This window comes from Acinetobacter sp. WU_MDCI_Abxd143 (genome assembly GCF_025514195.1).
Classification (GTDB): domain Bacteria; phylum Pseudomonadota; class Gammaproteobacteria; order Pseudomonadales; family Moraxellaceae; genus Acinetobacter; species Acinetobacter pittii_H.
The window spans coordinates 146,536-163,052 of sequence record NZ_JAHPTH010000005.1 but is presented as its reverse complement, the minus strand read 5'-3'; the positions used below and the strand labels follow the sequence as shown (position 1 = coordinate 163,052).

Here is a 16,517-nt window from a genome sequence, read left to right as displayed (position 1 = left end):
TACTTTACACCAAAAACAAAAAGCCGTCAGTGTAATGACGGCTTTCTTCATTGTTTTGGTTACGAAAATCTAACCAACACGATAGTTTGGAGCTTCTTTAGTAATCGTTACATCATGGACATGTGACTCAGACATACCAGCTGAAGTAATTTTCACAAATTTTGCATTTTGGCGAAGATCTTCAATCACAGCTGAACCTGTATAGCCCATCGATGAACGTAAACCACCCATCATTTGATGAACGATATTACCCATTGGACCTTTATATGGGACACGGCCTTCAATGCCTTCTGGTACTAACTTCTCAGCACCCGCTTTTGAATCTTGGAAATAACGGTCAGCAGAACCAGTTGCTCCCGCCATTGCACCTAATGAACCCATACCACGATATGCTTTGTAGTAACGACCTTGGAAAAACTCAACTTCACCCGGCGCTTCCTCAGTACCTGCAAGTAATGAACCAACCATGATCGTACTTGCACCCGCACCGATCGCTTTTGCCATATCGCCAGAGAAGCGGATACCACCATCTGCAATTAAAGGAATTTGATCTTTTAGTGCGCTAGCAACGCTGTCAATCGCAGAAATTTGTGGCATACCAATACCTGCCACAATACGTGTTGTACAGATAGAACCAGGGCCAATACCTACTTTTACAGCATCTGCACCTGCATCTAATAATGCTAATGCAGCATCACCAGTTGCAATGTTGCCACCAATCACTTGTACTTGAGGGAAGTTTTGTTTCACCCAACGTACACGTTCAATTACACCAGCAGAGTGACCATGTGCTGTATCAACAACAATTACGTCAACACCAGCTTCAACCAATGCTTCCACACGACTTGGTGTATCAGCACCTGTACCTACCGCAGCACCAACACGTAAACGACCAAGATCATCTTTACAACTGTTTGGATAGCTCTCAGCTTTGCGGAAGTCAGTTACTGTAATTAAGCCTTTAAGTTCATTGCTCTCACCAACGACCAAGACTTTTTCAATACGGTGTTTTTGCAATAATGCTTGAATATTTTCTTTAGACTCGCCTTCACGTACAGTTACTAAACGATCTTGGCCTGTCATGATGTTGCTAACAGGTTGTTCTAAATTGGTTTCAAAACGCGTATCACGGCCTGTCACAATACCAACAACCTTGCCATCTTTAACAACAGGTACACCACTAATGTTATTAGCAGAGGTAATTGCAATCAGTTCACGTACTGTAGTTTCTGGCGTTACAGTGATAGGATCTTTCACCATACCCGCTTCGAATTTTTTCACACGGCGTACTTCTGCAGCTTGAGCAGCAATATCCATGTTTTTGTGCAAAATCCCGATACCACCATTTTGTGACATCGCAATCGCCATACGTGACTCAGTCACTGTATCCATTGCCGCTGAAACTAATGGGATATTTAAATAAATGCCGCGAGTTAAACGTGTCTTTAAAGAGACATCTTTTGGGAGAACAGTAGAGTAGGCAGGAAGTAATAAGACATCATCGAAGGTTAGCGCTTCTTGAACGATGGTCAGCATAACAATCTCACTGGTAAATTCCGTGAGCTATTATAAACAAATTTCAATGCAATTTTCATATTATCTTTGCCTTTTTCAGCAATAGATATTTGCCTGCTCTAAATATTTCCCACTTATTATTGTGTTAGCTCATATTTAACTCACCTGATCATAGTCATGATCATTCTCAGAATCGGCTGGGTTAACACGAATCAGAGGAATAAGCTGGTGCGCCAAACGAGCTTTATTACACTGCTCATCTCCCACCTGCACTTCTCTACAGGTAGAACTACGTACAGCATAAATAGAACACCCCACCTCTTTACCAATTTCACCTGTCAAAGCCTGACAACGTGGCTGAACCCGGTTAGTTCCACGCATACAAGAATAAACAGGTGTTAAAGGTTCAACTAGATGTTCATCTATTAACTCGGCCTCAGCCCAGTAAAATGAAACCCGAAAATGTGCACAACATGCCCCACAGCGTAGGCACTCATCTGGAGTCGCAACTTGAGATAACATTTTATTCAAATTCTCGTCATCAAAAATTTTTCTGCGACGAAAAATACTAAAAAAATTTCAATTCCGACTCAAGATAATGGACCTCATTTTTTAAGTTGGACAGCTAAAAATTTGCTCATTCATTAAATCTACGCCGCATGGCAAGGTCTCAATCCAGTCTAAAAACTGATTGACCATTTCTTTACCAATAAATGGACTTCCATGCTGAGGAACGATCATCTCGATATCCATTTGGCGCACCATGCTAACCCACAAACGGATAACCTTATTGGAACACATATAGCGTTGATGAAAAGCCTTCATTTTCATAACGTGGGTATCGAAATCTTTTAAAGGCTGATTAGCATCTTCAACAATCGAGGCACCCATATCGCCAGAAAATAAAATTTTGGCAACTGGATCATAAAACTGAAAATTACCCACCGAATGTAAGAAGTGAGCGGGAAATACCACAAGCTTGGATTCTCCTAAAGTAATCACTTGGCCGCGGTCGGGTAATTCAATAAGGCGGTCTTCCCAATTCCCTTTCATACGCTCACTCATAAATGAGGAATTTAGGTGCGGTAAAAAACGTGCCCATAATTTTGATGCAACGACTTTAGCATCGGTATAAACCAGCCAGCGTGGCATTGAAGTAATAATATCCGGATCTTGATGCGAGGCCATCACATAGTCCAGATTTTTCAAACGTGTATATTTATTTAATTCCATCGTTAATGGAACGTAGGTCAAATCGCCACCTGGGTCGATTACAGCAGCGCGTTCATGATCAATAATTAAAAATTGATTGGCTTGAATGCCTTCCCCTTTGACCAAACTGGTAAAACTAATACATTTATGTACGCCATTATCAAATAATATCTGTGATGTTGTTTTTTCAAACCCCATAAAATTCCCCAAAAAAAACTTTAAATATTAGATATTTTTATATCCATACTAAAATAAAGGGATTCAGTAGCTCTTGCAATAAACTACTTTATTTTTCTAATAATATTTTAAAATTGATTTTGCTTTTCTTATTTTATAAATGAATCACAATGTTATTTAAAATTAACCCACAATAAATTAAAATAATTCTCATTATCAAATTTACTTTTTGTGCTGCTTAGGCCTCCCATGAATCAACCCTTCCGTTTTTCAACATCAAAAACATTGTTAGCAGTTGCTATTTTTACTTCGATGACAGCAAGTCATGCTGAAGAAATAACAGAACAACAAAATTCAACCAGTGTTCTCCCCACGATTTCTGTTAAAGCACAAAAAGAAAGCACTTCACCTTATGTCGCAACGAAAGCAAACTCTGCCTTAAAATCAGATGCACCTTTATTTAAAACTGCTCAGTCGGTTTCGGTAGTAACCCGCGAACAGCTCGACCAAAAACAAGCAAGAACTTTAGCAGATGCCCTTGAAGGTGTCGCAGGCGTAGAAGCTGGGAAACTTGGTCGTCGTGGTTGGGATGATTTTGTTATTCGAGGACAAACTTCTTCTGATTCAGTTTATGTAGATGGTTTAAGAGTAGGCCAAAATACGTATGTTGCTACTGAGTTATCAGGCATGGATCAGGTACAAGTTTTAAAAGGGCCTGCATCTATTAATTTTGGTTTGGTTGCTCCAGGAGGTATGGTCAACTTAGTGACTAAACGCCCTCAAGCTGAAAGCTTTGCTCGGGCCACTATGACTTATGGCAGCTACAATCTTAAAGAAGGTACGTTCGATTTAAACTATAGTCCTAATAATAGTGAAAAAGGTGCTTTCCGTTTAAATGGTCGTATCTCGGATCAAGATGACCCAACAGATTATGTGTATTTTAAAAATTACTACATCTCCCCCTCTTATAACTTTGACTTAGGGGATAACACTGATCTCTCTGTCATCGCAAGCTATCAGCATCGCGAATACATTCGTCAACAAGGTTTACCTGTCATTGGTACATTAAAAGATAACCCTAACGGCGCTATAAACCGAAGTTTATATATTGGCGATCCTAATTTTGGTAAATATGAGGCAGATGTTTACCGTACAGGTTATACCTTTAAACACGCTTTTGATAACGGTTGGAACTTTAATCAGAACTTTGCCGTACAAAAAACTGAAATGGATGGTACTGCTGTCTTTGCTCGCACGGGTAACAACTTTTGGGCAAAAAACAAACAAGGTGAAATCGACTACACAACCATTAGCCGTAAAAATAATAGCCGCCACCAAATTATTGATAATTTAAGCTTTGCCATCGATAACCGTTTCAATAAACAGTTTGATTTATATGGTATGCAACACGACCTTAATATTGGCGTAGATGCTTTTCAGGAAAAAAGTGATTACACCAATGATAAATACGATATTGGCGATTTAAATATCTATGATCCCGTTTACGGACAAAATGTAAAATTGACTCAAAATGTTCGTGATATCAACCGTCTCAAATATTTAGGACTTTATTTACGTGATCGCATTCAGCTTAATGACCAATTACTTTTAAGCTTATCTGGTCGTCAAGACTGGGCGCAAACTCAAACTACAAGTTTGGTGACTGGCAATACGAGTAAACAAACAGATGAAGCATTCACAGGTAGTGCTTCTCTCATGTATACCCTTAATGACATTGTGGCTCCTTATGTCAGCTACGCTACTTCATTTACCCCAAATAGCGGTACTGATGTAAATAACAATCCGTTCAAACCTGAAGAAGGGAAACAGGTTGAAGTCGGAATGAAATTACAAAGCCCAGATCAACGAGTTCAAGGCGCTATCGCTTGGTATGACTTAAAACGTCAAAATGTTTTAGTCACTGATACTGCGAATAGTGGATATAAAGTACAACGTGGCGAGCAGTTAACTCGTGGTATCGAGACTGAGCTCAGCGCAGAAATTTTAGAAGGTTTGAAATTAACAGCTGCCTATACCTACACAATTGATGCTGAAATTAGTAAAGATGCAAACGCGAGCAATGTAGGAAAAGCACTCGACAATATTCCTGAGCATGCTTACAGTCTGTCGGCTCGTTATAAATTTGATCCTGCCTCAAAACTTGGTTGGTATGTCGGCGGTGGGTTCCGTGGTGAAACCTATAAAACTATGGATAAGCTAGATGTCCATATTCCAGGCTATACCGTATTTGATACAGAAGCTGGCTATGATGCAGGACATTGGGGTGCTCAACTAGCGATCCGTAATCTATTCGATAAAGATTACTATGCAGGTGCCTTAAATGAAAATATGGTGACTTTAGGTAACCCCCGTCAAATTAACTTTACTGTGAAATTTAACTATTAAAATTACCTATAAAAAAACGCACTCGAATTGAGTGCGTTTTTTTCGCAGCTTAAAATGCGTTAGAAAAAATAATGCTGTACTAAAGTAGAGATACCTACAATTAAGAAAATAGCAGCACCAATTTTATGAATAAGTGAGATAGATAAACGTTCAGCCAATTTATTACCAATAAATACAGCAGGTGCATTGGCAATCATCATCCCTAAGGTTGTACCTAACATCACCCAAAAAATGCTGTCATAACGTGCAGCTAAAGCGACTGTTGCAATTTGGGTTTTGTCACCAATTTCAGCTAAGAAAAATAAGATGAAGGTAGCACCAAAAACACCAAATTTTTGCCATCTGTTAATACTATCCGTTTCATCGTCTAACTTATCTGGAATAAGCATCCAGAAAGCCATACCAATGAAGCCAGCTGCAAGAACCCAGACTAAAATTTCGGGGCTCAGCACAGTTGTGATCCACTGTCCAAGTACAGCAGAAATACCATGATTAATTAGAGTAGCTAAAAGAATCGCAATAAGAATAGGGATTGGCTTACGGAAACGTGCAGACAGTAAAAGGGCCAATAATTGAGTTTTATCGCCCATTTCAGCGAGGGCAACAATTGAAGTAGAAATCAGAAATTCTTGCATGTCGTTTCTCTGGCTAGCATAAATGCCCATGACCTACCCCTCCTGCTAGCCAAATATCTGCAGAGTGGTAAATCAAAGGTCTTGCCAACTCGGAAACGATGAGACGTTTAAGCTATGATGACCATGTTCTGTTGAACAATTATGTTGATCATCACCTATTCATTTAGAAATGAATAGCGGCTACTCCCCAATGAAGTATGCGTTTATTATATTCGAGTAGTTCTATTTTTCAAACATTCAGGCAAAAAATTTTATCCACGCCCAAACCAACAATCGTCCTAGACCCAATAGTAAAGCTAAACAAATACTTAAGTTAATAAATCCAAAATTATTAATGCCAGTTACGTGCTGAGATTGAAATTCAAATGGCAAAATAAGCATTGCTACAAATACTTCCAAGCCCATTGCAACGTAGGTCATCCATTCCCAAGGAAAGTGTAAAATACTCACCCACAGCCCCATTAATAAAAATACAATTAATAGGATCGGCACCATGATTTTTAAAAATCCTACCATTTATTCTTTCTCCTTTACCTAATAACGAGAAATTTCTCCTCTCTCAACACTTCATTCTTCGTCTTTAGATTAACTTAAAACCAATTAAATTAAATATCAAAATAAAACCCCGCCGAAGCGAGGTTTTAATGATTCATTTAAAAATATTAGATTAATAAAGTACGAATATCTTTAAGAAGTTTCGTAAGCTTATTAGTAAAGCGAGCCGCATCTGCACCATTAATTACACGGTGGTCATAAGACAATGACAATGGCAACATTAAGCGTGGATCAAAGTCCTTACCATTCCAAACAGGCTGCATCGTTGCAGGTGAAATACCCAAAATCGCAACTTGCGGCCAGTTCACAAGTGGTGTAAATGCTGTACCACCTATTGCGCCCAAACTTGAAATAGTGAAATTCGCACCTTGCAAGTCTTTCGGTGTTAATTTCTTATCACGTGCTTTTTGACCTAACACACCCAATTCAACTGCAATTTGCTTAATTGATTTTTGGTCAGGATTACGTAGTACTGGTACTGTCAAACCATCAGGTGTTGCTACCGCAATACCCATATGGATTTCATTGCGCAAGAGCACTGATTTACCGTCATCAGATAGATGACCTGCGAATTCACGCTCTTCTTTCAACAAATACGCAACCGCTTTGATAATGAATGCCATAATCGTCAGGCTGATACCTTCTTTTTTGAAGTTGCCTTTTAGCTCATTGCGCCAATCTTCCAACTCAGTAATATCAGCCAAATCGAACTGGGTGACTTGCGGAATAAAGTTGTTCAATGACAATTGCGGAATTGATACTTGCTGCAAACGCGTCAGTACTTTTTCTTCCACGCCACCAAACGCAGTGAAGTCAGGAAGCTTTGGCAAACCTGAAACTGCTGGTGCAGCCGCAGCAACTGGTGCAGCTTGTGGCGCAGTTAAACGAGTCTTCACATACGCAAAGATATCTTCTTTAACAACACGGCCATGTTCACCAGAAGTCTTAACTTGAGATAAAACTACACCAAGCTCACGAGCAAGCTTACGCACAGCAGGGCCTGCATAAACTTTAGCGTTTTCGGCTTCTTGTTCTTTAGTTAATTTATCATTACCAGAAGAAGCTGGAGCAGATACTGCTTGAGTCGGAGCAGGTGCTGCCGCTTTAGGCGCTGCTGCCTGTGGAGCTGGGGCTGCTTCTGCTTTTGCCGCTGGTGCAGCAGCAGGTGCTTGACCTTCAGCTTCAATTGTTGCCAGCAATACGCCTTGTGAAACTTGTTGGCCTGCTTGCAAGTGAATTGCTTTCACAATACCCGCAACAGTACTTGGAACTTCCACAGTTGCTTTATCTGACTCAACCACAACAAGGCTTTGGTCTACATCAACTTTATCACCAACCTGAACCAAGATTTCAGCAACAACTGCTTTATCTACACCCAAATCAGGAACGTTAATATCAACCGGTCCAGATTGAGTAGCAGTCGATGCTACAGTTTCTTGTTGAGCTGGTGTAGCTGCTGCCGGAGCTGCTGTTGTAGAAGCAGGTGCCTCAGCTGGCGCACTAGATGCAGATGTTGTTTTTACTTGAATAAGAACAACACCTTCTTTAACTGTATCGCCTTCTTTAACTTGAATGCTTTCTACAGTACCTGTAACACTGCTTGGTACTTCTACAGTTGCTTTGTCAGACTCAACCACAACGATGCTTTGTTCAACATCGATTTGTTCGCCAACTTTTACTAAAATCTCACCAACTAGTGCTTTTTCAACACCAATATCGGGAACTTGAACTTCAACCACTTGGCTAGTTGTTGCCGTTGCTGGTTGAGCAGCAGTTGAGGGCTGTTGAGCCGCTGCAGGTGCTGCCGTTTGTTCAGCTGCTGGTGCAGCTTTTGGAACTTCTTCTGCTTGAGCTACTGGTGCAGCACCCTCAGCTTCAAGTTCAAGCAATACCGTACCTTCAGTTACGCTATCACCTTCTTTGATTAAGATGCTTTTTACAACACCTGCTGAAGTGCTAGGCACTTCAACAGAGGCTTTATCTGACTCAAGCAAAACAAGGCTGTCATTTTCTGCAATACTGTCGCCAACTTTTACTAAAATTTCAGCAACAACTGCTTTGTCTACACCAATATCAGGGGTCTTAATTTGCATGCTTAGTTCCCCTCACCTGTTTGCGTTTCATTATATTCAGCAACTGCCTGAACTTCTGGATGCGCTTGAGGAGCCCATGCCACTGGACGGTCAGTATCTAACTCAAAGTTAGAAATCGCGTCTTTAACTAAACGTGCGTCCACTTCACCTTCGTCAGCTAATTTTTTCAAAGTAGCAACAACGATATGTGCAGCATCAACACCAAAGAAACTACGTAAGTTAGCACGTGTATCTGAACGACCGTATCCATCTGTACCTAATGCAACAAATGGGCGACCATCTGGAAGATACGCACGGATTTGTTCGCTATAAGCACGCATATGGTCTGTTGCTGAAACAACGATACCTTCTGTACCACGTAACTGTTTAGATACCCAAGATTCTTTCACTTCTTCAGAAAGTGGGTGTAAACGGTTGTATTCTTCACATGCCATACCATCACGTGACAACTCATTGAAGCTTGTTACACTCCAAACATTTGAATGGATTTGGTATTCATCACGTAAGATTTTCGCAGCCTTGATCACTTCACGAAGAATCACACCTGAACCAAGTAATTGGACAGTTGCTTTTTCATCTTTTTCGAACAAGTACATACCACGTTTAATGCCTTCCTCAGCGCCTTCAGGCATTGCAGGATGCTCGTAGTTTTCGTTCATTACAGTTAAGTAGTAGAACACACGCTCTTGGTTCACATACATACGTTTTAAACCGTCATGCACGATTACAGCTAACTCATAACCAAAACATGGATCATAAGATACACAGTTTGGAATAGTGTTCGCCAAGATATGTGAATGACCATCTTGGTGCTGTAGACCTTCACCGTTCAATGTGGTACGACCAGCAGTTGCACCCAACAAGAAACCTTGAGCTTGCGCATCACCAGCTGCCCATGCAATGTCACCAATACGTTGGAAACCGAACATTGAGTAGTACATATACATTGGAATCATTGGCAAGTTATTCGTTGAATAACTTGTTGCCAACGCAGCCCATGCACTCATCGCACCAGCTTCGTTAATCCCTTCTTGTAGCATGTGACCGTCACTTGCTTCACGGTAATGCATTAATTGTTCTTGGTCTTCTGGGGTATATTTTTGACCGTGAGCAGCATAGATACCGAGCTGACGGAACATACCTTCCAGACCAAAAGTACGTGCTTCATCTGGAACAATTGGTACTACGCGGTCTTTAATTGCTTTTTCTTTGAGTAAAGAAGCAATTAAACGAACCATCACCATAGTGGTAGATTGTTCTTTACCACCTGAACCATTTAATACAGCATCAAATACAGATAATTCAGGAATCGCTAAGATTTCACTCTCTTTACGACGTGCAGGTAGGTAACCACCTAACGCTTCACGACGCGCCTTCATATACTTCATTTCTGGAGAGTTTTCACTTGGGCGGTAGAATGGAAGCTCTTCTAACTTATCGTCTGTAAATGGAAGATTGAAACGGTCACGTACATATTTCAAAGAGTCAATCTGCATTTTTTTGATTTGGTGAGTTTTGTTCACCGCTTCAATTTCTTCAGACAAACCGTAACCTTTAACAGTTTTCGCAAGAATAACTGTTGGTTGACCTTTAGCTTTCATTGCTTCTGCATATGCAGCAAACACTTTGTAAGGGTCATGACCACCACGGTTGAGATTATCGATGTCTTCATCGCTTAGGTCTTTTACAAGTTCCGCAGCTTCCGGGTACTTGCCAAAGAACTTCTCACGCGTGTATGCACCACCTTTCACTTGATAGCGTTGGTATTCACCATCAACTGTCTCTTCCATTACCGCTTTCAAAGCGCCTGAGGTGTCTTTTGCAAGAAGTGGGTCCCAATGACGGCCCCATACCACTTTAATTACACGCCAGCCTGCGCCACGGAATAAAGATTCTAACTCTTGAATGATTTTACCGTTACCACGTACAGGACCATCTAGACGCTGTAAGTTACAGTTAACAACCCAAATAAGATTATCAAGCTTTTCACGACCAGCAAGTGAAATTGCACCAGTACTTTCTGGCTCATCCATCTCACCATCGCCAAGATAAGCCCAAACTTTACGATCTTCTTCTTTGATCAAGCCACGGTTCATCAAATATTTTTGAATATGTGCTTGATAAATCGACATGATTGGACCAAGACCCATTGATACTGTTGGGAATTGCCAATAGTCAGGCATTAAATATGGATGCGGATAGCTTGGTAAACCGTTACCGCCAACTTCACGGCGGAAATTACTTAACTGTTCTTCAGTTAAACGTCCTTCAAGGAATGAACGTGCATAAATACCAGGAGCACAATGCCCTTGATAATAAATCATATCTCCGCCAAAGCTATTGCTGTTTGCGCGGAAGAAATGGTTAAAACCTACGTCATATAATGTTGCACTTGATGCGAAACTCGCCAAGTGTCCACCTAAATCATCACCTGTTTTATTCGCACGAAGTACCATTGCTAAGGCATTCCAACGAATCAATGCACGAATACGGCGTTCCATATCTTGGTCGCCTGGCATTGCAGGTTGTTCTTCAACAGAAATTGTATTTAAGTAAGGTGTATTGAGACGTTGAATTGGAACATGCTTAGCAATTGCTTGTTGGTAAAGTTTTTCCAACAAGAATGCCGCTCGTTCAGTTCCCATATGTTGTAAAACTGAATCGAATGCATCTTGCCATTCTTGGGTTTCTTGTGCGTCGGAGTCACCGTAAAACGCCATAATTCACCTGTTCCTTGTTCTCTAATCTACTTTGTATTTTTACCACGTTTTACCCCTTTCAAGTTATTGCCTCGGGTGAATGTGAGGGGGCCCTATTATTTTCTGAATGAATAGTCATTGACCGAGCAGTAAACAAAATAACAAAAAAACGCCAATAATGGCGTTTTTTTATACAATCTTTGCGTTAAAAAAGGTTTAGCTTAGTTTTAGATTCATAAATTTAATAACCTTGCTTTTTTAACTATGCTTTTATGGAAGCATCGCCAAGTAAGTAGTTGGGTTTTTACGTTGCCCATCTTTTACAACTTCATAATGCAAATGCGGACCTGTACAGCGACCTGTACACCCTACATTAGCAATATGCTCGCCCGCAGATACTTGGTCGCCTACACGCACCATTAAACGTGAAGCATGAGCATAACGCGTTAAATAGCCATTACCATGGTTAATTTCAACATATTGACCATAACCAGTGCCCCAGCCAGATTTGGTTACAATACCTGGGCCTGTAGCATAGATTGGCGTGCCACTCGGAGCAGCCATATCCAAACCACCATGATGTTCTGCACGGCCACCCATGGTACGACCACCAAAGTTTGAAGAAACTCGTACAGTATCAGGAAGAGGATGAGAAACTAACCAAGAGTAAGAATTTGAAGAAGAGGCATTAAAAGAATTTTTTGCGGTTGTATTACCGTACTTCTTTGCAAGTGACTCATTGTTGAGTTCAACCGTTTTTTGGCGTAAGGTCACTGAAACTTTCGCACTCGCCGGAAGATCTAAATCATCGGGATGAGTATATGAACCTTGAGATAATGTTTTTGATAGCTGTTCCAATCGATCTGAATCAGTAGATTGGTTAATTGTTTGATAATCTGCAAAAGCAACTGATGCTGCCGAAGCGGCAAGTGAAAACGCTAATAAAATACGACGCGTGTGCATAAAAACCTCTTGAAACTGTTCTTACTCAAGTTCCTTATGATCTCTTCCTTGATATCAATTGAAATGAACGCTTAAGATTAAGACAAGAATCTATCCGAGAATGACCATGTCCAAACCCGATAACGTTTTTCAACAAACCGGAAAACACATAAAAACAGGAAACCTTACGTTTCTAACAACGCAAGTCGCGCAATGGCAAAGACTTACGAAAATTATCCAACCCTTATTGCCCCAACCGGAACAATGGCAGGTTGTGTGTTATCAAAATGGCTCTTTAATCATTACTGGTGAAAATCAAGCGATGATTAGTCAACTCAGTTATTTACAGAACCAATATGTATCTAAATTATCTCAGCTCGAAGGGCTAAAAGACCTACAAAGAATTCAGGTTCGATTAAGAAATAAAAATATTCCAAATGCACCTTCATCTGAGCCATCTAAACCCATCCCCCCGGAAACACAAGAAATGTTACGTAGTGCAGCCGACTTTGTGAGCGACCCTAAGCTTAGCCAAGCTTTACTACGTTTGGCAAGCAATAAAAAATGATGAGCTTTATATTTCTTAATTAGAATCATTATTATTATGTGATAATAATCACACTTTTTAATGTTACATTATAACATAGCCAAGTAAAGACAATGACTTATGTCACGCTGACATATGGAATTGGACACTGATTCTCGTCATCAAATGTTACAATTTCATAATTACTCGGATCACTTTGAACATTGCGTAACAACTGATTATTTAAAGCATGTCCTGATTTATAGCCATCAAACTTGGCAATAATTTGATGACCAAGCAAATACAAATCACCTACTGCATCTAAAATTTTATGTCTAACGAACTCATCAGCGAAACGTAAACCTTCTTCGTTGACGACACCTGTATCATCTACACCAATTGCATTATCTAAACTTGCGCCTAGTGCTAAATTGTTTGCTTTCAAGTAGTCCAGATCTTTCATGAAACCAAAAGTACGTGCTTCACTGACTTCATAAACAAAAGTTTCGGTCGAAAAGTCGATCGTCGCAGATTGATATTCTTTAGCAAATGCCGGATGGTCAAAATCAATCGTGAAATTTAATTGAAAACCATTGTGAGGGCTGAAAATTGCTTTCTTATCATCGATGAGTGCTTCAACTGGTTTTAATATTCTTATAAATTTTTTCGGTGCATCCAGTTCACGTAATCCACCTTGCATTAAAAGGTAAATAAATGGACCAGCACTTCCATCCATAATTGGAACTTCAGAAGCTGACACCTCAACAATCAGGTTATCAATTCCCAAACCTGCAATTGCACTCATTACATGCTCAATTGTTCCTACTTTTATATCCCCCGTTACCAAGTTGGAACACATAAAAGCTTCTTGAATCAATAAAGCATTGGCAGGGATATCGACAGGTGGATCCAAATCGATACGGCGAAATACAATACCTCCATCCACGGTATGTGGAATGAAATTGATCATCACTTTTTGACCGCTATGAAGACCTATTCCACTCGCTTTTACCACACGATTGAGAGTACGTTGTTTCACCATGCTTTGTAACTTCTTTTTTAAAACCGCTATACGTTAGCATATTTAGTCATTGATCAAAAATAAAAAAAGGCAGTGTTTGAACACTACCTTTCATTAAATCTAACGATTATTTACTTACGTTGCTGATTTTTCAAGTAATCTTGAATACTCATTGGAGAAGAACGCGGAGTAGAACTTGCTGTGCTACTGACTTCATTATCGGCGTTTTGACGCTTATTGATTGCAGGAACATCATCTTCATCAACAGATTGAGCTGATTGAGAGGATGCATGGCTTACCGTATTACGTTTTCTCGGTTCAGCATCTGCTGCATTACGAGTTAAACCAGTTGCAATCACTGTTACGCGTAATTCATCACGTGCATCTGGGTCAAATACTGTACCGTAGAAGATTTCACCTTCATCAAGGTCAACAATCTGGTTCACAACATCAGTAATGATTTCAGTCTCACGTAACGTAATGTCATCACCACCCGTAATGTTAATTAACACGCCTTTGGCATTAATAATATTTACGTTATCAAGTAATGGACTACGGATCGCTTGTTCAGCAGCTTGACGCGCACGATCTTCACCACGACCTAAACCAGCACCCATCATTGCGTAACCGCGAGTACTCATTGCAGTTTTCAAATCGGCGAAGTCAAGGTTAATGTGACCACGGTTAACAACCAAGTCAAAGATACTACGTACAGCGTTTAACAACACATCATCAGCTTTTTTATAAGCATCTTTCATTGAAATATCGCCATATACGCTTAGTAAGCGTTGGTTAGGGATAATAATCAATGAGTCAACATGTGCTTCAAGTGCTTCAATACCACGCTCAGCAGACTTTAAACGGCGACGGCCTTCAAAGTTAAATGGTGTTGTAACTACACCAACAGTCAAAATACCCATTTCTTTGGCAACTTCAGCTACAACAGGCGCTGCCCCAGTACCCGTACCACCACCCATACCAGCGGTAACGAAAACCATATCGGTACCTTCAAGGTGGTGACGAATGATTTCACGGCTTTCTTCTGCTGCAACTTGCCCTACTTCAGGGTTAGCACCAGCACCTAGACCACGTGTACTTTGCTCGCCTAACTGAATTTTGAAAGGTGCATTCATACAGTCCAGTGCTTGTTTGTCTGTATTGGCACAAACGAATTTAACACCTTGAATATCAGACTGCACCATATGTTGAACGGCATTACCGCCACCACCACCTACACCAAATACAGTGAAACGGGCTTGACCGTTGCCATCGTTTAGTTCATCTTCTATAAATTCAAATGAGGCCATGACCTTTAGGGTTCCTAATACATTATGGCAGTCACTTCAGCCCGTATACTGCCTTGATTTTCAAAAATAACTAATTTTAAGAATGCTGTGCAATACCAACCTTGTCAAGTACAGCGGTTTTCTCTTACAACTTCCTAACAATTCTACCAATAAATACATACATCCTAAAAAATGGCTTTTAATTTGCTATTAAACGCATTCCAGCCATTTACCATTCGTTCCCATATCGAACGGTCATTTGCCTCTTCAGGCTCTTCAACAGCATCTTGCAACTCACTTTGGCTAAACATGAGCAAACCAGCTGCTGTTGCATACATAGAACGACGTAAGGCTGCTTGATGTTGATCATCAGCATAAACCTGTAACGGCGGATTACCCAAATGTGCAGATACACCCAACATACGACGAGCTAAACTCACCATACCTTCTATTTGACAAGCATCCCCTGTCAATACTACACCATGGTATAAACCATGAATTGCACCGCTTTGTTCGAGTTCATCGCGAATCTGGCTAAAGATCTCTTCATAACGGGCAATAATAATTTCTGACAACTCAATCCGGCTAATTGTTTGAGGGCCATCAATTCCTTCTACCTGAATCATGTGATCTGGCTTAACAGCACTTAAATCGACACAACCATGCAGAATTTTAATTCTTTCGGCTTCTTCTGTCGTCGTTTGCAATACAGCAGCAATATCACGTGTAACGTGTTCACCACCGCGTTGCAACGTACGCGCTAGAGCCAAACGTCCATCTAGATAAACAGCAAGATTGGTAATGCCTGCACCAATATCAACTAGACAAACACCATACTCTTTTTCATCTTTCAGTAAGCTTGCCTCAGCGGTTGCCAAACAAGACACCACCATTTTTTCAACCCCGATATTTGCACCTTTCATGGCACGATCAAGGTTTTGCATAGTCGCTATAGGCATCATCATTAACTGATAATGTCCAGTCATACTATGGGCAGTCATATTAATTGGATTCTGCACCCATTCAGCAGAATCACCTAATTCAAAGCCTAACGGCACTGCACTTGCTAAATAGTAATCAGAAGTCACATGACTTGCTTTTGCCAATTCTAACGCGCGCACGACTTCATTTGTTGTAATCACATGTGCTGGATTAGATACTGGTGTGCGACCAGAGGCATAAAAACTTTGCAACTCGGTACTCGGAATAGATACCCATGCGCTATGAATGCGACATTCGGCCATATTTTCCGCTTCAGCAACAGCATTTTTAATCGCAGCAATGACTTTATCGAGGCTTACAATTTTTCCTTTATTCATGCCTCGATTGCGAGCAGTTGCCATACCGATAACTTGAATGTTATCCGGCGCATGAATTTTTCCAATCAAAACTGAAACTTTATGCGTCCCAATGTCAATCGCAACAACTGAGGGAACAGCTTCACTCATCA

General features: G+C 40.5%; 13 protein-coding genes and 1 riboswitch. Of the genes, 2 read left to right on the top strand and 11 right to left on the bottom strand.

Features of this window, described 5'->3' with window-relative positions; genetic code table 11:
• Window positions 1-69: 69 nt before the first annotated feature.
• From guaB to KTI79_RS11935, 3 genes are all read right to left on the bottom strand, one after another.
• The gene (gene guaB / locus KTI79_RS11945) at window positions 70-1,536 is read right to left on the bottom strand and encodes an IMP dehydrogenase (protein WP_086264724.1); all 1,467 of its coding nucleotides are present in this window, start codon (window positions 1,534-1,536) and stop codon (window positions 70-72) included.
• A 135-nt stretch (window positions 1,537-1,671) separates the two neighbouring features.
• Window positions 1,672-2,037 carry a YkgJ family cysteine cluster protein gene (locus tag KTI79_RS11940; protein WP_086264723.1) on the bottom strand — a complete coding sequence of 122 codons (366 nt, stop codon included), beginning with the start codon at window positions 2,035-2,037 and terminating at the stop codon, window positions 1,672-1,674.
• A gap of 90 nt (window positions 2,038-2,127) precedes the next feature.
• Window positions 2,128-2,925 (bottom strand): MBL fold metallo-hydrolase, encoded by a 798-nt coding sequence (locus tag KTI79_RS11935; RefSeq protein ID WP_086264722.1) that lies wholly within the window; start codon window positions 2,923-2,925, stop codon window positions 2,128-2,130.
• A 228-nt stretch (window positions 2,926-3,153) separates the two neighbouring features.
• On the opposite strand from KTI79_RS11935, the gene KTI79_RS11930 reads away from it, so the two are divergent.
• Window positions 3,154-5,310 carry a TonB-dependent siderophore receptor gene (locus tag KTI79_RS11930; RefSeq protein ID WP_086266270.1) on the top strand — a complete coding sequence of 719 codons (2,157 nt, stop codon included), beginning with the start codon at window positions 3,154-3,156 and terminating at the stop codon, window positions 5,308-5,310.
• Window positions 5,311-5,369: 59 nt separating this feature from the next.
• Here KTI79_RS11930 and KTI79_RS11925 read toward each other — a convergent pair whose 3' ends face one another.
• The 5 genes from KTI79_RS11925 to KTI79_RS11905 form a co-directional block, all read right to left on the bottom strand.
• Window positions 5,370-5,945, bottom strand: a complete 576-nt coding sequence (locus tag KTI79_RS11925; protein WP_005804434.1) for a TMEM165/GDT1 family protein — start codon at window positions 5,943-5,945, stop codon at window positions 5,370-5,372.
• A 15-nt stretch (window positions 5,946-5,960) separates the two neighbouring features.
• Window positions 5,961-6,146, bottom strand: a riboswitch (yybP-ykoY riboswitch).
• A 36-nt stretch (window positions 6,147-6,182) separates the two neighbouring features.
• Window positions 6,183-6,461 carry a hypothetical protein gene (locus tag KTI79_RS11920; RefSeq protein WP_068564549.1) on the bottom strand — a complete coding sequence of 93 codons (279 nt, stop codon included), beginning with the start codon at window positions 6,459-6,461 and terminating at the stop codon, window positions 6,183-6,185.
• A 146-nt stretch (window positions 6,462-6,607) separates the two neighbouring features.
• Window positions 6,608-8,593, bottom strand: coding sequence for a 2-oxo acid dehydrogenase subunit E2 (locus tag KTI79_RS11915; protein ID WP_086266271.1), 1,986 nt, complete (start codon window positions 8,591-8,593; stop codon window positions 6,608-6,610).
• Between the two features lie 2 nt (window positions 8,594-8,595).
• Entirely contained in the window at window positions 8,596-11,313 is a 2,718-nt protein-coding gene (gene aceE, locus KTI79_RS11910; RefSeq protein WP_014207931.1) for a pyruvate dehydrogenase (acetyl-transferring), homodimeric type, read from the bottom strand.
• A 249-nt stretch (window positions 11,314-11,562) separates the two neighbouring features.
• On the bottom strand, window positions 11,563-12,255 hold the full coding sequence (locus tag KTI79_RS11905; protein ID WP_002121983.1) for a M23 family metallopeptidase: 693 nt from the start codon (window positions 12,253-12,255) through the stop codon (window positions 11,563-11,565).
• 100 nt (window positions 12,256-12,355) lie between these two features.
• Between KTI79_RS11905 and KTI79_RS11900 the strand changes: the two genes are divergently transcribed.
• Complete coding sequence (locus KTI79_RS11900; RefSeq protein ID WP_005804431.1) at window positions 12,356-12,802, top strand: DciA family protein; 447 nt, start codon at window positions 12,356-12,358, stop codon at window positions 12,800-12,802.
• Between the two features lie 97 nt (window positions 12,803-12,899).
• Here the strand turns inward: KTI79_RS11900 and lpxC are convergent, their stop codons facing one another.
• From lpxC to ftsA, 3 genes are all read right to left on the bottom strand, one after another.
• Window positions 12,900-13,802 carry a UDP-3-O-acyl-N-acetylglucosamine deacetylase gene (gene lpxC / locus KTI79_RS11895; RefSeq protein WP_017399846.1) on the bottom strand — a complete coding sequence of 301 codons (903 nt, stop codon included), beginning with the start codon at window positions 13,800-13,802 and terminating at the stop codon, window positions 12,900-12,902.
• 110 nt (window positions 13,803-13,912) lie between these two features.
• The gene (ftsZ, locus tag KTI79_RS11890; protein ID WP_002121912.1) at window positions 13,913-15,088 is read right to left on the bottom strand and encodes a cell division protein FtsZ; all 1,176 of its coding nucleotides are present in this window, start codon (window positions 15,086-15,088) and stop codon (window positions 13,913-13,915) included.
• Between the two features lie 164 nt (window positions 15,089-15,252).
• Entirely contained in the window at window positions 15,253-16,515 is a 1,263-nt protein-coding gene (gene ftsA, locus KTI79_RS11885) for a cell division protein FtsA (protein ID WP_086266272.1), read from the bottom strand.
• Window positions 16,516-16,517: the final 2 nt, after the last annotated feature.